The sequence below is a fragment of the Rickettsia monacensis genome, assembly GCF_000499665.2.
In the GTDB taxonomy this organism is placed as follows: Bacteria; Pseudomonadota; Alphaproteobacteria; order Rickettsiales; family Rickettsiaceae; genus Rickettsia; species Rickettsia tamurae.
Genome location: NZ_LN794217.1, coordinates 1,048,457 through 1,066,125 on the forward strand (window position 1 = coordinate 1,048,457; position 17,669 = coordinate 1,066,125).

The following is a 17,669-nucleotide window of genomic DNA, read 5'->3' on the forward strand; positions in this document are numbered from 1 at the left end:
CTATCTACTCTTTTAGAAGTATATCTTTTATAATTAATTGAATAGTATAATTATCTTGCCAATTATTTGTTTTTAACGTTCCTATTGCGGTAATATTTTTTGCTTTAGGGCTTAATAAAACATCTTCAAATGAAGTTCCTACCGAATTAAAAGCAATAGCAGATAAGGCTTTATTACCACAGCCTCGCTTATTTGGAACAAGCATACATTTAATATGCTTACTTCCAACGATATCCGCTTTTAATACAAATAAATCATCGAATTTAAATATAGGCTCATGATTTCCTTGACCGAAAGGCTCTAAAGTGTTTAATTCCTCCATTAAATGGAAATTCACACTATTAACCGTTAAATCAATATCATATTCCGCATGCTTATAATTTTCTAGTTTATTTATACTAATTCTAAAAGCATTATTAAAAAAATTCTGCAATTCTTGTAATTTTTCAGCAGTTACGGTAAAACCTGCCGCCATAGCATGACCTCCGCCTGCTATTAGCAAATCTTTGCTTTTAGCATTGATAATTTCAGCACCAAAATCAATACCTAAAATAGAACGGCATGAAGCTTTACCAATCCCGTCATTTAAAGCTATAACTGCCACCGGCTTATCAAATTTTTCTTTTAATCTGCCGGCAACGATTCCTATAACGCCTGGATGCCATCCTTCTTTTACGATAAATAATAAACTACTATCTTGTTGTGTCAAAGCAATTTCCATTGCTTCTTCTATCATTAATAACTCAATTACTTTACGCTCATTATTATGTTTTTCAAGTTCTTCAGCTAATTTATTTGCTTCATTAGAACAACTAGTAGATAGGAGATTAGCTCCTAAACTTGACTTTCCTACTCTACCGCCTGCGTTGATACGCGGACCTAGAATAAACCCTAAATGATAACATTTTGGTATTTCATTAAGCCCTGCCATATCATATAATGTTTTAATCCCTATATTTTGCCTTTGTTGCATTACTTTCAATCCGCTTGCGACAAATGCACGATTTAAGCCTGTTAATTTCATCATATCGCAAACAGTACCAAGAGCCACTAAATCTAGATACTTCATTAGATTAGGCTGAAGCATTGTTTGCGTGAAATAATTTTGCTTCTTTAAATTCGATAATATTGCAGTTGCAAATAAGAAAGCAACTCCTACGGCTGCCAAATGTTTATATTCGCTTTTTTCATCAATACGATTTGGATTTACTATAGCTACTGCATCCGGTAATATTTCCGTAGCTATATGATGATCGATTACTATAACATCAAGATTAACGTCTTTTGCGTATTTTAGGGCTTCATGTTCCATAGCACCGCAATCAACCGTAATTAATAATTCTGTGCCGTTATCTTTAATTTTTTGCATAGCAAAAGGAGTTGGACCGTATCCTTCAGCTATACGATCGGGAACATAAATATCACATATTATATTTAAATCTCTAAAAATATTTTTAAGTAAAGCGGCTGAAGTAGCACCGTCCACATCATAATCGGCAAAGATACATATTTTTTGGTTATTTAAAATAGCTTTAACGGTTCTATCTACAGCCTTTTCCATATCAAGTAGATGAAAAGGATCAGGTAATAAATTTTTGATTTTCGGTATCAAAAAATTTTCTACTTCCTCTAGATTATTTACTCTTAATGATACTATCCTAGCAAGTAAATCACTAATTTTGAAACTACGACATAACTCGGTGACTATATCTTCGTTAATCAGTTTCTGCTGCCAGATTTTACCGTTTATAGATGCTTGTGGTTTCATTTGTTTATTAGGCTGTATTTTTGCTGTATATCATCATTGCGAGTAGGCATTGTTGCGTGGACCGGTAAAAGCCACTGTGTGTCACCCCGTAGCTTTTACCGGTCCACGCAACAATGCCTACTCGCAATGACGTATACACTTTTATATCTCCGAAAGTTTCTTAGCTTCATCATCTGCAATTAAAGCTTCAACAAACTCATCTAATTGTCCGTTTTTAACTACTTCGTCTATCTTATAAAGTGTTAAGTTTATTCTATGGTCGGATACTCTTCCCTGTGGGAAATTATAAGTACGTATCCGCTCCGAACGATCTCCCGAACCTACCTGCCCTCTTCTGCTATCAGCTCTTTCTTGTTCCTTTTTACGTCGTTCTTCTTCATAAATTCTAGCACGTAGAATTTTAAACGCCTTTGCTTTATTTTTATGCTGTGACTTCTCATCTTGTAAGGCTACAGTAATACTGGTAGGGATATGGGTTATACGCACGGCAGAATCGGTAGTATTAACGTGCTGTCCGCCAGCTCCTGAAGCTCTATAAGTATCGATTTTTAAGTCTTTATCTTCAATTTTAATATCAACCTCTTCAGCCTCAGGAAGTACCGCAACCGTTGCTGCCGAAGTGTGAATACGTCCTTGTGATTCCGTTTCCGGTACTCTCTGCACTCTATGAACGCCTGACTCAAATTTGAGTTTAGAGAATACATCTTTACCTTTTATCGACGCCGATGCTTCTTTATAACCGCCTATTCCCGTATCGGAAATTGCTAATATCTCAAAACGCCATCCTTTTAACTCAGCATATCTTTGATACATATTAAAAAGTACGGCAGCAAAAAGTGCGGCTTCTTCTCCGCCGCTTCCTGCTCTAACTTCAATAATAGCACTTTTACTATCCGCATCATCTTTCGGTAATAAAGCAATTTTTACGGCTCTTTCAAGTTTTGGTAACGAATTTTCAAGAGTGTGGATTTCGTCTTCAATCATTTCTAAGGTAGCATTATCAAGTCCTACTTCTAGCTTAAAATTATTTGCTTCTTCAAGCTCAGATTTAGCCTTATTATATTCTTTAATTTTTGCTACAACATCTTCAAATTCGGCATATTCTTTAGATGCCTTAACAAACTCATCTCCCATAATGCCGGAAGATAGTTTTTTGCCTAAATTTTCATATTTATCTAAAATTTTTGCTAAATTATCTGAAAAACTCATGTTATTTGTGATTTATTATTGTCATACCGCGACTTGATCGCGGTATTCAGCTTAAAATACTAATATTATTAGTATTTTAAATTGTTTTTATGGATCCCGTGGTCAAGCCACGGGATGACAGAGGTGAAATTGATCCACGCAATAATGCCTGCTCGCAATGACGACTTATATCAACATCAAAGCGGGACTCTCTATAAACTTTTTAAATGCTGCCAAGAACTCAGCACCGGCTGCTCCGTCTACTACTCGGTGATCGGCAGAAAGAGTTACGTCCATAATTGTTGCTATAGTTATTTGATCATTCTTGACTATAGCACGTTTTGAGCTACTACCGACGCCCATTATACAACTTTGCGGTGGATTAATTATAGCATTAAAATTCTTAATACCGTACATACCAAGGTTAGAAATGGTAAACCCTCCGCCCTGAAATTCTTCAGGGGTTAATTTATTATCTTTTGCTTTCTTTATTAATTCTTTCATTTCACGAGATAGTTCTATAATATTTTTTTGATTGGCATTTTTAACTATCGGCGTAACAAGCCCATTTTCAATTGCTACTGCTACTGAAATGTCAACATTATTGTAATATCTAATCGCATCTTCTCCCCAGCTAGCATTGGCATTTGGCACTTCTTGTAAAGTTTTGGCTACTGCTAAAATAATAAAATCATTAACCGATATCTTTGTTGATTTATCTTCAGAAAAAGATTTATTAATGTCTTCTCTTATATCTAACAATTTATCGACATTACATTCTATAGATAAATAAAAATGCGGAACTGTTTGTTTAGATTCAAGCAGACGCTTGGCTATAATCTTACGGATGTTATTATTTGGTACTAAACGATATTCTTCAGGATTTCTACTAACTATTTTATTATGAACAGTGCTAGAAGTATATGATAAGATATCTTGTTTAACTATTCTACCGTGCGGACCGCTACCTTTCACGCTCTCAAGCCTAATATTCCCCATTTTTGCAAGTCTTTTTGCAAGCGGTGAGGTGAATATTTTACTAGTATCATGTTTTATAACTGCTCCCTGTTCTTCTACATTAGCTATATTTTCGTGGGGTTTTGGAAGATTAGTATCTGTTTTCGGTAACGGTGATACACTATTATTTTTTGCAATAAACGCATCAATGTCCGTTTTTTCTTCACCCTCTTCGCTTAACACGGCAATTAAAGAGTTAACAGGTACATTTTGACTATTTTGTGGGATAACTATTTTGGCAAGTATACCTTCGTCTACTGCTTCTACTTCCATCGTTGCTTTATCGGTTTCAATTTCGACAATTACTTCCCCGGGATTAACTTTGTCCCCTTCTTTTTTTAACCACCTAGCTAGATTTCCTCCCGTCATAGTTGGAGATAAAGCAGGCATTAAAATTTTAATCGGCATAACTTATTTAGATTTGATTTTTTATTATTGTTATTACATTTACACGTCATTGCGAGGAGGTATCGTTGCGTGGATACCACCCTGTCATTGCGAGTAGTCGTAGACTGCGTGGCAATCTCATGAAATAATAACAAACTCCTGAGATTGCTTCGTCAATTGCTATGCAATTCCCTCGCAATGATGGGAAAACCGGTTCACACAACAATATCCGCTTGCAATGACGATTTGAGTAGCTATTGCACCTTAATATCAGGGCTAACTATCATTATCATCTGCTTACCTTCCATTTTAGCATGCTGATCGATTTTAACGAGTCCTTCGAGTCCTACTTCTATACGTTTAAATAGTTCTTGACCGACCTCTTTATGAAGAATCTCTCGCCCTTTAAACAATAAAGAAATTTTTACTTTATCTCTGTCTTTTAAAAATTCTTTTATTTTTCTTAGCTTAGTTTCAAAATCACCTATACTAATATTAGGTTTAAATTTCATCTCTTTAAGTACGACGATTTTTTGCTTTTTGCGTGCTTCATGCAAACGCTTTTTGCTTTCATACTTAAACTTACCAAAATCTAGAATTTTACAGACAGGGGGTACAGCATTCGGTGATATCTCGACTAAGTCAAGACCGGCTCTTTCCGCCATATCTAATGCTTCTCTAATATTTACGATGCCGTGCATTTCGCCGTTTTCGCCTACTAGACGAACTTCTCTAGCTCTGATTCCTCTATTAGCCTTAGGAAAATTATTTTTAGAAATAAAATTTCTCCGTATTATGTTTATAAATAAATATATATTGCATTTAACTTATTTTATTTAAAATTACAAGTAAATAAAATATTTTATCTTTAATTTTATTTAGAAAGCTTTAAAAAAAATTGAAACTACAAGGCAAATTCCAAATGTTAATAAACAGATTCGTGTTAATTTAGCGACTCTCTCCTGTATTTTCAAGTTTTTTAGGTCTATAGCATGCTTATGAGCTTGTTCTTTCTGTGCCATATGTATTAATTCCTGTAAAGTACCAGGATAAATACTCTCATACTCACTGATTAAATCAATTGGCGGTAATATATGTTCAAATTTTTTACGGTAAAAATTATTATCAGGCTCATTTACACTAAAAGTCTTAGCATAACCTTTATTTAATCTATTATTTTTGTTAAAAAAACGTTTAGTCTCTTTCATATTCCTTTTTTATTTTTTGAAATGTATATAATATATTACTTTCAACTATTTTAAAATAATCAATTAATTGCGTTTCTTTTTTTTGCTGTTGTTTGGAGCTTTTCATATTTATTATATTCTTTAGCTCTGCATATACTAGTTTTATAAAACTTTGTTTCATTGATTATACTAAATTTATAAAATCTTTTTTTGGTATTAGCGGTTCGCCCCCAAATTTATAGCATTATTAAATTTATTGCAACAGGTTATAAAATTTTTATCACATCCGGCAGTAATTTTTACTTCCTCGGCATCTTTAGCATAATCCGGTATAATATTCTCTAATATAATCAAATCACCGAAATTGCTTAGAATTTTACTGCTAAAACGATTTTTGCCGAATATAATTTGACCGCCGTTATAATAGCCGTTTTCTTTATCTAAATCTAGTATTCTTAAACTTTCCTTGAGCATTTCTTTAACCTTATATATGCCGCTATATAAAGCTTTATCTATTTTACATTTACTATCTCCGAAAACTGCTCTACATGTTTTGCTATATCGATTAATTATAGTCTGATTCAGGTTTTAAATGTATTTTAAAGTTTAACTTGTCAGTATATATTATTATTTTAACAATAGCATTATTTAAATCCATTGTCGTCGTAATGCCGTTTTCCTCAAAAATACCTTCAATTATTATATGGTTTTGTGCGGAATCGTTAAATTCCGCTTCTTTTAAATCTAAACCGGAATTCGGCAAAAAAACGCTCTCTTCACTTTTTATAGCATGATCGCTATTTGTTAAGTTTAATTCCTCACCGCTAGCTAGCTTAATTTGAAAACAATAAACAAAATTCGCAAGCTTTGTAATCACTTCTTCAATATTATTAGATGATAAAATACTCATATATACTCCTGATAAATAAAGTAGATAGACGAAGTTTAATTTGGAAAAGAGCAAGGCACTTTGAAGCTTATGACCGCAGCGTATATATAATACGTGAGGATTATAAGCGAAAAGTAACGCTGCCAATTTTTCAAATTAAACGAGTATAACTACCTCTACTAATTCTATGTTGGATAATTCTATAGAGCCGTCATTACAATAAGAATATTCAAAGCAGTTAAAATTACATCTTGACCTAAGGGAATTGTTAAGGTCACTCGTTGTAATCTACACTTTATAATCGGCATAATCCCTAAATCTAAAAGCAAAATTACTTCCACCAAATGAGTAATAATCCCGATAGGTTTTTTACTGTCATGTTGCCAAAGAAATTTTACGTTATGGTGAGAAGCATTTGCAAAAGCCCCTTTAGAAATTAAATCGTTATGATGATCGGCAATATTATAAACACTCGCATAGCCGATAATTACTACCTCATTATCGGTTACGGATTTGTCGAAAGTTTGATTGCTGTAGATTATTTTTTCATATATTTATTACCTTTTGATTTTAAAAAGCTAAAGATAATATAACTGAAAAAATGCTAGCACTAAGAGGTGGGTAGGAATTCTATTATGTTATTACTGTGAGGCATTAAATCGTCATTGCGAGCAGCCATAGGCTGCGTGGCAATCTCATCAAATATCCTGAGATTGCTTCGTCAATTGCTATGCAATTTCCTCGCAATGACGAAAAAACTAAACATAGAGAAAATATTTAAGACATTAAACATTTACTATCATCAGTAGATTTTGTGCCTATTAAAGGTACTTCTTCAAGTTTTTTGGCTTCTTCTTCCGGCATTTCAAAAGATAATAATGTTGAATAGGAATATTCAATTTTACAAAAATGCCATGCTTTATCAAATTGCTCATTGCAGTCTTTAATAATTTTTTTTAATATTATCACCTATGCATTTAAAATTACGATAATAAAATAACATATTAGAAGTAATAGTAATAGCGAGACTATCTAGCTGCTTTTCTAAACACTTAATATTAGTAATCATTCTTAAAGGAATATTTTGGCATGATTTATATCCAAGTTTTTGACCTATTAAAACAATATAATCACCAAAAACTAAATCCGGTAAAATATCGTAAATAGTACCGCTATAATAAAGCTGAGATAGAGGCAATATTGCCTCTTCTTTACCAAGTAACATCGCACAGGTTAAATTTTCTACTGCTGACTCAAACAATAGATTAACTGCTTTTTTAGTATAGGAAGGCCATTTATCGTGAAAAACAAAAAACATTTCTTGTTGTCTTAAACCTTCCTTAAGCAACTGATTTACCGGTGATAAATAAAAAATTTTATTGTTTTTTATTTCTACGTTTTTCAAAATATTATCACAACATTAGACATTTAATAAGGCAGGGGGGTTTTCTTTATTTTCCTCACCTAATATATCCACCTTTCATCGGTAATTAAATGGTACTCAGTGGGTAAAGTGCTATTAAAATCTGTTATAATTGATTTTAAATTAGAAAAAATTAAGTATTCAGGAACAGGAATTTTACGCCATTCTCCCTGTACTGCATTCATATATCCATAAGTTCAGAGTAATCAGATATCCCAAAATCTTTTAAACATACAGAATTTGTTAACTTGCTATGATGTAAAAATTTTCCTATATTAATTACAATTTTTATTAAATTACTTAGTTGTTCATTATTGATTCCAAGGTGATTTTCATTTAATTCTGATAAATATGCACAAGCATAATTACTTCCTAAAAACATAGCACCTTGAAAATATAATATGGTATCTACAAATTTTTCTTGTTGCTTAGAAATCTCTTCTTCCAGTAAAGCATCTTTATAAGATTTTACCTTTTTCATATAAATATTCAGGAGTTAGTTGTATAAATTTTTGAGCTGAAATAGGAGTTTGTTTCATAATCCATATCCCTATAATATATTACACGAATTATCTGAGGTTATTATTTTAACCTCATCTTCATGTATGGTTATTGAGGATACAAGCTCTGAATAGTCTATTGTTACAGATATACAGAGGCTATCAAGAGTGAGATTAAAATTGTCAATAATTTCATACTCATTAATTACGAAAGGATCTTCACTATTTTGCTTTTGACATATTTCAATAGCTTTTACGTGAGCAACAACACTTGGTTTAAAAAATTTTTCATTAATATCTAATGACAATAAGGAAGTATTTATACATTTTTCATTTTTAAGTTCTCTTCTGACTAAGACCATAATATCTCTAAATTGTGTTATATTTATATTTTGAAGTTCATAATCAGGCATTTTTTTATTATTTCGTCATATAATTCTACTAAACCTTCACATGCGTTATTATTACCGGTAAATAAGGCACATTTAAAAGCTTTTTCAATTTTATAAAAATCTTGCATTAATGTACGAATGTTATTAGAAGAAAGTTTTTTAAATTCGTTTAATTGCTTATATGCATTTGTTAAAAATGCTTGAGACGTATAACTTGGATTGCTGTTCTCTTGGGGCATATATTTATTACCTTGTTAAATTAGAGCTTAAGTAGAAGTTAACAAAAATTAAATCTACAATTTAAATTTAGTAATATTTTTGCTAAAAGAAAAGTTCGGCAGTGGAAAAAGAGATTATTTTTTTGGAAGGTAGTTGCAATATTATTCTGCCGGTACTATCAATATCTTTAAAAAAACCGGTTACTATATCATTTTGATATTTAACGCTAATATTTTCATGTAACTTATAAGCATGTTCTAACCATTTTTCTCTAATAAAAGGAAAACCGTTATTATACCAAATTTGATAATATTTTTCAAAATTCTCTATTAATATCTTAAGTAAAGCTTGTGGTTCTATAGGCGGTAGATTTTCGCCTATTAAGCTAGTAGTAGGCTGGTCGATATTATCAGGGTGATAGGTGATATTAATACCGATACCGATAATAAGGTAATAATTATTTTCTACTTTAACAGATTCAAGAAGTATACCGGCAATTTTCCGACCGTTAATTAATACATCATTGGGCCATTTTAGTTGTACACTGTCATCCCGTGGCTTGACCACAGGATCCAAAAAATAACTTGCAGCATCATTGGTTGTTGGTTTACTGGATCCCGTGGTCAAGCTACTAGATGACATAGTCAACAATTCTATACTCTCATAAACGGCAAGTGCCGTAACAAAAGATAATTGCGGTAATAATTCTAGCTCTTTATCAGGCTTTATTAGTAAACTTACATGTAAGTTATCTGACCTAGACTGCCAGTGTTTGCCGCTTCTACCAAATCCGCTAGTTTGAGATTTGGCAAGTACTGCATAGTTTGAATCAACTTTAGCATTCCGAGCAATTCTCATAGCCTCAGAGTTTGTACTGTCTAGCTTGTCAAAAACAATTAGTTTAAATTTACCGATGTTCATTTTTCCATTGTCACCCCGTGGCTTGACCACGGGGTCCAAATTATTAGCATTTTAAATTGTTTTTCTGGATACCGTGGTCAAGCCACGGGGTAACAGTAGACACCACCTAACTCACCCCCTACTTACATGACTTGTAGCTACGTTATGTTTGCTTTGAATTTTTGGTGCTTCGCTTTTACTTTTAGTTATAAAGCTTTCTAAATCTTGTTTGGTAAATTTAAACTTAGCAATATTTTCATCAAAGGTTTTAGTTTTATCAAATCGTACATCTTTATTTTTATCTATTCCAAGTACCTCAATGAAACTATCTTTTATTTTACTTGAAGCAGCAGGATCATTTAAGGTATGCAGCAAAGCTTTCAATGAGTTTGTATCGGCTTTTAGTGTATTATTACGACTAGTTGCAGCAATAATTACATATTCTTTAAGCTTTTCATTTAATTCTTTTTCGTTTAATGCTCCGGTTTTACAAAATGATAATAACATTTTTGCTTTATCATCATGATTTTCAATAACTCCTTCTTGCCATTTAGAAGTATTATTTTCTTTTGACGGAATAAACATTTCTAATAATTTAGTTCCAAATGTTTTATGTAGATTTTTATTATCATAAACTTCATAAACATTTAGTAGAAATTTTTGATGGTCAAATGTTTTATCTGCTTCTTTGCCAAGGTCATGATTATTCAAATGTTCTCTAGTTTGACAATATCCTTTAATATGCAAATAATCAGAATATTTTTGTGCATCTTTGAAATCCAAAGTATCTATTCCGGCAGTATCTAAAACAACGGTGTTTAAAGCATTTTCACGTAACTGCTCATTAGTTTCTCTTAGAGTTTCAGTATATTTAAATTTTCCTCCTACTTTTGCAAGCGTCTTAAATAATACATCAGCTAAAAACTTCACGATATCACTTGGGCTTTCAAATTTTTTTGCACTATATATAGCAATATTTGCATCAGCTTCTATACCCGTACCAAAAGCCATAGCTAGAGTTCTACCTTGCTTTTTAGCTAAGGTAATCTCCTCCATATTATCAGTTACTTCTTTTGTGTCAAATTCCAGTTCATTGCCTTTAAAATATTTTGTCGGTATATTATCTCTATATCCGCCGTCGACATATTTTTTACCATCAATTTCTACCGGCTCAAAAACAAGCGGTATAGAAGCAGAAGCACGGCAAGCTAAAGCAATTTCCACATTTGGCGTATCAAAGCTATTGAAAATAGTTAGTTCGCTTGTCTCTTGCTGAGTTGCCGTAATTACTAAATCCTTATATTGTACGGGATCGTATTTTCGGAGTAACGCTATGTCTTTAAAATATATTTTACCGTCTTTTTGGTTGTATCTTCCTCTTAATTCATCAAGAGCTTTATCATCTTTAACATTTACTATATCTGATCTCTGTAAAAAATTTCCTATATTTTCTTTAATAACAAGTTCTAATAGATCATATAAAGGTTTACCGTCTTTATTTAACTGTACTATACCCGCAGAAAATCCTTTTTTTCCAAGCAATGTTTGTAAATTTGTATTTTTAGAAATTTCTTCAAATCGCTCAGGCGGTGTCCCAAGAGTTACCACTGCTGCAGTTATAGCACCGGCGGAAGAACCGGCTACCGCCTTGACATTATCCAAAATACCGGCTTTTTTTGCTGCCTCATAAGCTCCGGAATATATTGCTCCCTTAGCTCCCCCTCCACTAAAAGCTATATATTCGATGGGAGTTTCTTGAGCCTTTTTAATATCCTCTAAATTCATAATTTTACTTAATTAAGTTATCTTCTACAAACTTCCAGTTAATCATATGCTTAATAAATATGTCAACATAATCAGGTCGTTTATTACGATAATCAATATAATAAGCATGTTCCCATACATCACATGCGAGAAGCGGCTTCATACCGTTTGCTATAGGTGTACCGGCATTAGCGGTTTTTATAATTTGTAACCTATTATCGTGATATACAAGCCATGCCCAGCCGCTACCGAAATGCCCTACTGCCTCTTGCTTAAACTGCTCACAAAATCCTTCAAAACTACCGAAATCTTTATTAATTTGTTCTAATATTTTATCGTTTGGCTTACCTCCGCCCTGCGGCTTTATTGAATGCCAAAAAAAGGTATGATTCCATATTTGGGCTGCGTTATTAAAAATAGCTGCATTTGAGTTTTGAGAGGACCATTCTATTATTTCTTCTAAATCTTTTTTTTGTAATTCTTCTTTATCTTTGAGTAAATTGTTTAGATTTTGTACATAAGTATTATGATGTTTACCATGATGATAATCAAAAGTCTCGGGAGTAAAATGTAGTTTAAAACTTTCTTTCTCATAAGGTAAATCAGGTAAGATAAAAGGATATGAGGTTTGATTAGATTTGTTGCAATAGGTCATATTTATTTTCTCCTATGTTGGTTTTTATATATTTATAGCGAGAATCAATACGTCATTGCGAGGAAAAATTGGCTTTGTTGCATGGATCGAAAAAAGCACTCGGTGTTATACCTTGGCTTGACCACGGTATCCAGAAAACAACTTAAAATACTAACAATTTTAGTATTTTAAACTGGATCCCGCGATCAAGTCGCGGGATGGACAGTGGTGGAATTGATCCATGCAACAAGGCCTGCAGTAGCTCGCAATGACGATTTAGTATCCACGCAGGAATGACATCATAGTAACTTATAAAAATCGGAAGCTAAATAAAGCGATCCGGTTATTATAATATTTGCTTTATTATCGCCGTTTATCTTCTTTATATCACTAATCGCTTCTTCGAGTGAGTCGCTTTCGCTAAAATCAATACCGCTCTTTCTGCCTTCCAAATTTATTGTTTCTGCACTATGGCTTAGTGGTTCGGATAAAACTTTAACACCGTAACCTTTAATTGTCAAACCCTTAAAGTAGGAGCAAAATTCCTCGATATTCCTATTTTTAGTCATACCGAGTATTAAATATATCGGTGATTTTAAATTATCACAAATCCAATTTGCCAAAACTTGAGCTCCGCTATTATTATGAGCTGCGTCTACCCAAATTTGAACATTATCACCTATTAATTTAGAATATTTTTTCGGTTCTATTTTTTCGATTCTAGCTCCCCAAATAGTATTTTGCAGTCCTTTAGAGATAATTTCGTTGCTGATATTAAATTGTTTATTTATCAAACTTATTAAAGCAATAACGCTTGCAGCATTTATTAATTGATGATCACCAAGTAGCGAAGGAGTCGGAAACTCATAACTAAAATTTCGTGATGAATAAATAAATCCGTTGTCCGTCTTTTTAATACCGGAATCATATTCATAACAGAAACTCGGTACTTCTAACTCTTCAGCCTTTGCAAATAATGTTTCATAAACTTCCAAAGCTTGCATACTTATAACGCAAGGAACGCAAGACTTCATAATACCAGCTTTTTCAATTGCTATTAGGGGTAATGTATTACCAAGCATATTCATATGATCATATGAAATAGGTGTAATTAAAGTAATTAACGGTCGTTCTACTATATTTGTTGCGTCTAATCGTCCGCCAAGTCCCGTTTCTAAAATTAATATATCAGCTTTTGTTTTCTCAAATGCTAGAAATGCTGCTGCCGTAGTACCTTCAAAGAAGCTAGGTTCGATATTAAATTTTTCGCTTGCTACCCTCACCTGCTCACAAACCTGCCATAATTCATTATCCGAGATTTTCTCACCTGCTACTACGATTCGTTCATTAAATTCTAATAAATGAGGAGATGTATAGCAATGTACCTTATAACCGGCAAGCATAAAGATGCTTTTGAGCATAGCGGTACTTGAACCTTTACCGTTTGTACCTGCTATATGTATGACGGGAGGAAGCCTTAAATGAGGATTACCTAAGGCTTTTAAAAGCCTTGATACATTTTCAAGATCATATTTAATATTATTTTTCCAGATCGGCACCGGAAAATGCGGCATTAGCATTTGTTACTGTTTTTTTTGCTTTAATAATATAATCAGTTCCACCTCTGTAACCCCGTGGCTTGTCCACGGGGTCTAATTAAAAAATACTAATAATTATTAGTATTTTTATTATTTTTCTGGATGCCGTGGTCAAGCCACAGCATGACACTAAAATAGTCAAATTTTGAAGTTCATCGAGTTTTTGGTTTTACTACATTAATAAGTCCAATTAATAATACTGATTTAATTATTCCCGGTATTATAAAAGGTAATACACCACCATAAAATGCACCGCTTGGTCCTAAGAGTTTAGAAAGCCACATCCAGCCAAAACTCATAATAATTATATTACCGATTAAACATAAAGATACCTGATTTAACCATTTATTAGAAGTAAAAATTTTATCTTTTAAGCTAGTCATAATATATACGGCAATTACAAAACCCGCTAGATATCCTGCGGTGGGACCGAATAATATTCGTAACCCGCCCGAAAACTCTCCAAACACAGGGATTCCCATTGCTCCAAGAGTTATGTAAGATAGTATAGTTAAAGATGCAGTAGTCTTATTATATGTAAGTCCGATGAACATCACTGCAACGGTTTGCAATGAAATAAATATAGGCTTCATAGGTATTACTATTTGTGAACAAATAGTAAGTAATGCCACTCCTAAAACTATTTCTATTGCTTGCCTTTTGGTTAACGGTAGTGAGATTGAATTAACTTGCATAAAATTGCCTCATAATTTATTTTTAAGTAATTACACTAAATAGAATTATATAATGTCCTTGTCAAGAATATAAAAATGAAAATAAAAATTTATAATGATCTAGGAGTTTCAAAAGAAAGTATTAAGCATTGCGTGCATACCTTAAGACTTTATGCTCCAAAGCATAACGTAGATTATATTACTGCACAAGAAATTATAGGCGAAAAGTGGGTTCAAAACACCTTATTACTTATTTTACTTGGTGGAAGAGATTTATACTATGTACAAAAATTGCAAGGTAAAGGAAATGCTAATATAAAAAATTATTTAAAAAGTGGCGGTAATTTTCTTGGGATATGTGCAGGCAGTTACTATAGCGGTAACTATGTAGAATTCGCTAAAGGAACAAATATAGAGGTAATAGGTGAAAGAGAATTAAAGATTTTCAATGGAACGGTTAGAGGACCGCTGCTTGCTCCTTATTATTACAACTCACATAAAGGAGCAAGAGCCGCTTATCTAAAAATAAATCCAACACTTAATTTAAATATTAAGGATTGTTATGCTTTTTATAATGGCGGTGGATATTTTGTTGGTGCAGAAAATACTAAAGATACTGAAATAATAGCAAGTTATGAAGATAATAAACCTGCAATAATAAAATGTACTTACGGTGATGGGAAAGCTATTTTAAGTGGAGTTCATCTTGAATATGAGCCTGCACTCATAAAAAATCAATCTTTTAATAATATTCATAAAATACTAAAAGCTCATGATACGGAAAGAATCAAATTATTAAATTATATATTAGACTTCTTCGGAAACTCGCTTATAGAGAGGAATTTGTAGGAAACACGCAGCACAGCACCACCAGCGTACATAGAAGTACGTGAGAGAGGATGCGAGCAGCGGATTGACGCACAAATTACCTCTAGAAGTAGAGTTCCCGAAGAAGTCTATTCAAAAATCTAAATCTGTATAATAGTTCGGAGGGGTAAAGCCCGGGATTCTATCTTGTAGTAATAACCTAAAAGCGGGTCTTGATTTAATTAGTGAATACCAATGTTTGATAAGCGTCCATTTATCCCAATAAATCTCACCGAAATAATCGAGTACCGATAAGTGACAACTTGCGGCAATATCGGCAATAGTTAAAGAATCCGATACAAGATAACTTCTTTTTTCTAGTAAAGAAGTTATATATTCTAAATGATAATTTAAATTATTTTTTGCAGCACGTAAAAACTCGGTTCGTGGGCTGCTCATTTTAGCAATTGATCTTATAACTTTTTCATCGATAATAATCTTAGTAACTTCACGATAAAATTTATCGTTAAACCAAAAAAATAATCTCCGAATTTCACAGCAAATATCAATATCTTCATCTAAAAAATTAAAATTCGGATATTTGCTATTAAGATATTCAACAAAAGGATAAATACCTACCACAAATAAGCCGTATGATTCTTCTAAAATAGGCAATGTTCCGGCAGGATTTATTTTTAAGAAATCTTTATTGAATTGCCAATAATCTTCTTTAATCGTAGTAAATTCTATATCTAATTCTTTTAAGAAGACACGGGCTTGTCTTGAAAGAGGACAAATAGGATAATGATATAACTTTTTCATTAAATTTATGTCATAATAAGTTCGGTGTCATCTCGTGGTCTTGTCCTATATTGTACAAACACTTCATATGTCATTCCTGCGAAAACAGGAATCTAGAAAAATATAAGTACACATTTGATAAAACAAGTCTATAAAAAAACAAGTTTTTTATAGATTTTGCTAGATTCCTGCTTTCGCAGGAATGACATAAGGACCACGGGATGACAATAAGGTCTATAAGCCGGGTTCTGTATGAATAGAAATTCATTGCAGTTATTTATCTAGGATAAACGTTGCCGTTTACCTCAAGCGATCTACCCGCATTACAAGCCGGTTAGAGATAACCCGGGAACTTGATAAGTTCTGTAACGCCTATTTGATCTTGCTCTTGGTGGGGTTTACCATGCGTAATTTGTTACCAACTTACCGGTACGCTCTTACCGTACCTTTTCACCCTTACCGAAAATACTAAGATAGAACTTCAAAATTTGAAGTTGTGTCGAAATATTCATATTCGGCGGTATATTTTCTGTGGTACTTTCCCTAAAGTAATAATACTCTGCCGGAGGTTAACCGGCACCATACCTCTATAGAGTCCGGACTTTCCTCGTGATCTATAGCTTTGCTATATCATCACGCAACTGCACGACCATTTAGAATTATGGTCAATTTTCTTAAATTAGTCAATAACATTTAGAAGAAGTTCAATTAACTTATAAGGAAGAGATTCATTATCGAAACCATTTTTGGCTACATAAAAGAGAATTTTAATATTACTCCTTCCAGACATCGATCACCTATTAATTTTTTTACTTCTCTATTCTCTGCTCTTATTGCTTACCAACTTAAACCTAATAAACCATGTATTTCTTATCCATAATCGGGGTTCTGTTAGAATTAATTCTGATATTTTTACATACTGCAAAATGTGTGGAATCTGCATAATAAATTCCCGTTCTTTTCCCACTTAAGTAATGTAACATCACAATCAATGGCAGAAATAATGAAGGAATAAGCTGAACAAATCTCTCATAACAAGGTGGATTCCTGAACAAATTACCATTAATAATAAAGTTTTGGTAATAAGCTTTTAAATGTTTATATGCACTAAAATGGTAAAAATCATTATTGAGAGTTCTTCACTTAAGGAAAGCTTACCTTCTCTAAATCTTTGCTTATTACTTTTCAGCAATTGATGTTTTACCCATTTCTCATAAATTTTACAAAATTTATCTACTATACAAAATATTGTAGTATATTTACACATGTTATTAAACCTTTATTTTACTCCTTCAGTGCCCTATTTATATAAGGTTTAATAACTCTTGCAACCTTCCTTCCTCTCTATTCCTTATCCATAATCGGCGTTAAATTAATAAATAATTAATAAATATAATAACAAATTTAAAATTTCAACTATTTTATTAAAGATATTCTTAATTTAACATTGCTACTATTTTTTTCATACTGTATAAATATGTATTTAATGCTTCTAAACACATAAATTGTTAGCAAATTTTG

The 17,669-nt window shown here is 32.5% G+C and carries 22 protein-coding genes, 1 other RNA gene and 4 pseudogenes; 4 read left to right on the forward strand and 23 right to left on the reverse strand.

Features of this window, described 5'->3' with window-relative positions:
• Nucleotides 1–4 precede the first annotated feature (4 nt).
• From recJ to RMONA_RS05580, 18 genes and pseudogenes are all read right to left on the reverse strand, one after another.
• Nucleotides 5–1,768 carry a single-stranded-DNA-specific exonuclease RecJ gene (gene recJ / locus RMONA_RS05520; protein WP_023508205.1) on the reverse strand — a complete coding sequence of 588 codons (1,764 nt, stop codon included), beginning with the start codon at nucleotides 1,766–1,768 and terminating at the stop codon, nucleotides 5–7.
• A gap of 141 nt (nucleotides 1,769–1,909) precedes the next feature.
• Complete coding sequence (prfA, locus tag RMONA_RS05525; protein WP_023508204.1) at nucleotides 1,910–2,977, reverse strand: peptide chain release factor 1; 1,068 nt, start codon at nucleotides 2,975–2,977, stop codon at nucleotides 1,910–1,912.
• A gap of 165 nt (nucleotides 2,978–3,142) precedes the next feature.
• A complete protein-coding gene (locus tag RMONA_RS05530) occupies nucleotides 3,143–4,381 on the reverse strand; it encodes a pyruvate dehydrogenase complex dihydrolipoamide acetyltransferase (RefSeq protein WP_023508203.1) in 1,239 nt (412 codons plus the stop codon).
• A 233-nt stretch (nucleotides 4,382–4,614) separates the two neighbouring features.
• Nucleotides 4,615–5,175 carry a translation initiation factor IF-3 gene (gene infC / locus RMONA_RS05535; RefSeq protein ID WP_096001038.1) on the reverse strand — a complete coding sequence of 187 codons (561 nt, stop codon included), beginning with the start codon at nucleotides 5,173–5,175 and terminating at the stop codon, nucleotides 4,615–4,617.
• Nucleotides 5,176–5,238: 63 nt separating this feature from the next.
• Nucleotides 5,239–5,568 (reverse strand): DUF2335 domain-containing protein, encoded by a 330-nt coding sequence (locus RMONA_RS05540; protein ID WP_023508201.1) that lies wholly within the window; start codon nucleotides 5,566–5,568, stop codon nucleotides 5,239–5,241.
• Nucleotides 5,555–5,728, reverse strand: a complete 174-nt coding sequence (locus RMONA_RS09690) for a hypothetical protein (RefSeq protein WP_008580225.1) — start codon at nucleotides 5,726–5,728, stop codon at nucleotides 5,555–5,557. Before RMONA_RS09690 ends, RMONA_RS05540 begins: the two co-directional genes overlap by 14 nt.
• A 3-nt stretch (nucleotides 5,729–5,731) precedes the next feature.
• Nucleotides 5,732–6,021: pseudogene (locus RMONA_RS08645) on the reverse strand (phage BR0599 family protein).
• Between the two features lie 91 nt (nucleotides 6,022–6,112).
• Nucleotides 6,113–6,457 (reverse strand): baseplate hub domain-containing protein, encoded by a 345-nt coding sequence (locus RMONA_RS08650; RefSeq protein WP_023508199.1) that lies wholly within the window; start codon nucleotides 6,455–6,457, stop codon nucleotides 6,113–6,115.
• A 135-nt stretch (nucleotides 6,458–6,592) separates the two neighbouring features.
• A pseudogene (locus RMONA_RS11280) lies at nucleotides 6,593–6,673 on the reverse strand (phage distal tail protein, Rcc01695 family); the annotation flags it as partial.
• Nucleotides 6,637–6,990: an HK97 family phage prohead protease gene (locus RMONA_RS11515; protein WP_410526359.1), complete on the reverse strand. Its 354-nt coding sequence runs from the start codon at nucleotides 6,988–6,990 to the stop codon at nucleotides 6,637–6,639. The gene RMONA_RS11515 and the pseudogene RMONA_RS11280, both read right to left, overlap by 37 nt.
• A 223-nt stretch (nucleotides 6,991–7,213) precedes the next feature.
• Nucleotides 7,214–7,405: a hypothetical protein gene (locus RMONA_RS10475; RefSeq protein WP_052691096.1), complete on the reverse strand. Its 192-nt coding sequence runs from the start codon at nucleotides 7,403–7,405 to the stop codon at nucleotides 7,214–7,216.
• A complete protein-coding gene (locus RMONA_RS10480; RefSeq protein WP_242402807.1) occupies nucleotides 7,380–7,841 on the reverse strand; it encodes a hypothetical protein in 462 nt (153 codons plus the stop codon). The genes RMONA_RS10475 and RMONA_RS10480 overlap by 26 nt, the downstream gene beginning before the upstream one ends.
• 199 nt (nucleotides 7,842–8,040) lie before the next feature.
• Nucleotides 8,041–8,340 carry a hypothetical protein gene (locus RMONA_RS05555; protein ID WP_023508196.1) on the reverse strand — a complete coding sequence of 100 codons (300 nt, stop codon included), beginning with the start codon at nucleotides 8,338–8,340 and terminating at the stop codon, nucleotides 8,041–8,043.
• 69 nt (nucleotides 8,341–8,409) lie between these two features.
• Nucleotides 8,410–8,772: a hypothetical protein gene (locus tag RMONA_RS05560; protein ID WP_023508195.1), complete on the reverse strand. Its 363-nt coding sequence runs from the start codon at nucleotides 8,770–8,772 to the stop codon at nucleotides 8,410–8,412.
• Nucleotides 8,745–8,990 carry a hypothetical protein gene (locus RMONA_RS05565; RefSeq protein WP_023508194.1) on the reverse strand — a complete coding sequence of 82 codons (246 nt, stop codon included), beginning with the start codon at nucleotides 8,988–8,990 and terminating at the stop codon, nucleotides 8,745–8,747. Before RMONA_RS05565 ends, RMONA_RS05560 begins: the two co-directional genes overlap by 28 nt.
• An 82-nt stretch (nucleotides 8,991–9,072) precedes the next feature.
• Nucleotides 9,073–9,891 (reverse strand): biotin--[acetyl-CoA-carboxylase] ligase, encoded by an 819-nt coding sequence (locus RMONA_RS05570; RefSeq protein WP_037231791.1) that lies wholly within the window; start codon nucleotides 9,889–9,891, stop codon nucleotides 9,073–9,075.
• Between the two features lie 111 nt (nucleotides 9,892–10,002).
• The gene (locus tag RMONA_RS07430) at nucleotides 10,003–11,655 is read right to left on the reverse strand and encodes a patatin-like phospholipase family protein (RefSeq protein ID WP_023508192.1); all 1,653 of its coding nucleotides are present in this window, start codon (nucleotides 11,653–11,655) and stop codon (nucleotides 10,003–10,005) included.
• 4 nt (nucleotides 11,656–11,659) lie between these two features.
• Nucleotides 11,660–12,289 carry a superoxide dismutase gene (locus tag RMONA_RS05580; protein WP_023508191.1) on the reverse strand — a complete coding sequence of 210 codons (630 nt, stop codon included), beginning with the start codon at nucleotides 12,287–12,289 and terminating at the stop codon, nucleotides 11,660–11,662.
• 77 nt (nucleotides 12,290–12,366) lie between these two features.
• On the opposite strand from RMONA_RS05580, the pseudogene RMONA_RS11520 reads away from it, so the two are divergent.
• Nucleotides 12,367–12,523: pseudogene (locus tag RMONA_RS11520) on the forward strand (MFS transporter); the annotation flags it as partial.
• 44 nt (nucleotides 12,524–12,567) lie between these two features.
• Here the strand turns inward: RMONA_RS11520 and RMONA_RS05585 are convergent.
• Complete coding sequence (locus RMONA_RS05585) at nucleotides 12,568–13,848, reverse strand: folylpolyglutamate synthase/dihydrofolate synthase family protein (protein ID WP_037231786.1); 1,281 nt, start codon at nucleotides 13,846–13,848, stop codon at nucleotides 12,568–12,570.
• A gap of 170 nt (nucleotides 13,849–14,018) precedes the next feature.
• On the reverse strand, nucleotides 14,019–14,561 hold the full coding sequence (locus tag RMONA_RS05590; protein WP_023508189.1) for a biotin transporter BioY: 543 nt from the start codon (nucleotides 14,559–14,561) through the stop codon (nucleotides 14,019–14,021).
• 75 nt (nucleotides 14,562–14,636) lie between these two features.
• Here RMONA_RS05590 and RMONA_RS05595 point away from each other — a divergent pair, with 75 nt between their 5' ends.
• Both RMONA_RS05595 and RMONA_RS08665 read left to right on the forward strand, forming a co-directional pair.
• On the forward strand, nucleotides 14,637–15,389 hold the full coding sequence (locus tag RMONA_RS05595; RefSeq protein WP_023508188.1) for a BPL-N domain-containing protein: 753 nt from the start codon (nucleotides 14,637–14,639) through the stop codon (nucleotides 15,387–15,389).
• A pseudogene (locus RMONA_RS08665) lies at nucleotides 15,344–15,513 on the forward strand (palindromic element RPE1 domain-containing protein); the annotation flags it as partial. The gene RMONA_RS05595 and the pseudogene RMONA_RS08665, both read left to right, overlap by 46 nt.
• Here RMONA_RS08665 and RMONA_RS05600 read toward each other — a convergent pair.
• Both RMONA_RS05600 and rnpB read right to left on the reverse strand, forming a co-directional pair.
• Nucleotides 15,501–16,169, reverse strand: a complete 669-nt coding sequence (locus RMONA_RS05600; RefSeq protein ID WP_023508187.1) for a glutathione S-transferase family protein — start codon at nucleotides 16,167–16,169, stop codon at nucleotides 15,501–15,503. The pseudogene RMONA_RS08665 and the gene RMONA_RS05600 overlap by 13 nt on opposite strands.
• Before the next feature lie 200 nt (nucleotides 16,170–16,369).
• Nucleotides 16,370–16,805: RNase P RNA component class A (gene rnpB / locus RMONA_RS07510), an RNA gene on the reverse strand.
• A gap of 115 nt (nucleotides 16,806–16,920) precedes the next feature.
• Between rnpB and RMONA_RS11525 the strand changes: the two genes are divergently transcribed.
• Complete coding sequence (locus RMONA_RS11525) at nucleotides 16,921–17,028, forward strand: hypothetical protein (protein WP_410526360.1); 108 nt, start codon at nucleotides 16,921–16,923, stop codon at nucleotides 17,026–17,028.
• On the opposite strand, the gene RMONA_RS10485 is transcribed toward RMONA_RS11525, so the two are convergent.
• A complete protein-coding gene (locus tag RMONA_RS10485) occupies nucleotides 17,000–17,131 on the reverse strand; it encodes a transposase (RefSeq protein WP_242402808.1) in 132 nt (43 codons plus the stop codon). The genes RMONA_RS11525 and RMONA_RS10485 overlap by 29 nt on opposite strands.
• Nucleotides 17,132–17,669: the final 538 nt, after the last annotated feature.

What these genes read in the sequence shown, in the direction of transcription:
- RMONA_RS05600 (WP_023508187.1), bottom strand. Translation starts at nt 16,169, where the DNA reads ATGAAAAAGTTATATCATTATCCTATTTGTCCTCTTTCAAGACAAGCC.
- RMONA_RS09690 (WP_008580225.1), bottom strand. Translation starts at nt 5,728, where the DNA reads ATGAAACAAAGTTTTATAAAACTAGTATATGCAGAGCTAAAGAATATA.
- RMONA_RS05570 (WP_037231791.1), bottom strand. Translation starts at nt 9,891, where the DNA reads ATGAACATCGGTAAATTTAAACTAATTGTTTTTGACAAGCTAGACAGT.
- RMONA_RS05560 (WP_023508195.1), bottom strand. Translation starts at nt 8,772, where the DNA reads ATGCCTGATTATGAACTTCAAAATATAAATATAACACAATTTAGAGAT.
- RMONA_RS05530 (WP_023508203.1), bottom strand. Translation starts at nt 4,381, where the DNA reads ATGCCGATTAAAATTTTAATGCCTGCTTTATCTCCAACTATGACGGGA.
- RMONA_RS05580 (WP_023508191.1), bottom strand. Translation starts at nt 12,289, where the DNA reads ATGACCTATTGCAACAAATCTAATCAAACCTCATATCCTTTTATCTTA.
- RMONA_RS05565 (WP_023508194.1), bottom strand. Translation starts at nt 8,990, where the DNA reads ATGCCCCAAGAGAACAGCAATCCAAGTTATACGTCTCAAGCATTTTTA.
- recJ (WP_023508205.1), bottom strand. Translation starts at nt 1,768, where the DNA reads ATGAAACCACAAGCATCTATAAACGGTAAAATCTGGCAGCAGAAACTG.
- prfA (WP_023508204.1), bottom strand. Translation starts at nt 2,977, where the DNA reads ATGAGTTTTTCAGATAATTTAGCAAAAATTTTAGATAAATATGAAAAT.
- RMONA_RS05590 (WP_023508189.1), bottom strand. Translation starts at nt 14,561, where the DNA reads ATGCAAGTTAATTCAATCTCACTACCGTTAACCAAAAGGCAAGCAATA.
- RMONA_RS05585 (WP_037231786.1), bottom strand. Translation starts at nt 13,848, where the DNA reads ATGCTAATGCCGCATTTTCCGGTGCCGATCTGGAAAAATAATATTAAA.
- RMONA_RS05540 (WP_023508201.1), bottom strand. Translation starts at nt 5,568, where the DNA reads ATGAAAGAGACTAAACGTTTTTTTAACAAAAATAATAGATTAAATAAA.
- RMONA_RS10485 (WP_242402808.1), bottom strand. Translation starts at nt 17,131, where the DNA reads ATGTTACATTACTTAAGTGGGAAAAGAACGGGAATTTATTATGCAGAT.
- RMONA_RS08650 (WP_023508199.1), bottom strand. Translation starts at nt 6,457, where the DNA reads ATGAGTATTTTATCATCTAATAATATTGAAGAAGTGATTACAAAGCTT.
- RMONA_RS07430 (WP_023508192.1), bottom strand. Translation starts at nt 11,655, where the DNA reads ATGAATTTAGAGGATATTAAAAAGGCTCAAGAAACTCCCATCGAATAT.
- RMONA_RS05595 (WP_023508188.1), top strand. Translation starts at nt 14,637, where the DNA reads ATGAAAATAAAAATTTATAATGATCTAGGAGTTTCAAAAGAAAGTATT.
- RMONA_RS05555 (WP_023508196.1), bottom strand. Translation starts at nt 8,340, where the DNA reads ATGAAAAAGGTAAAATCTTATAAAGATGCTTTACTGGAAGAAGAGATT.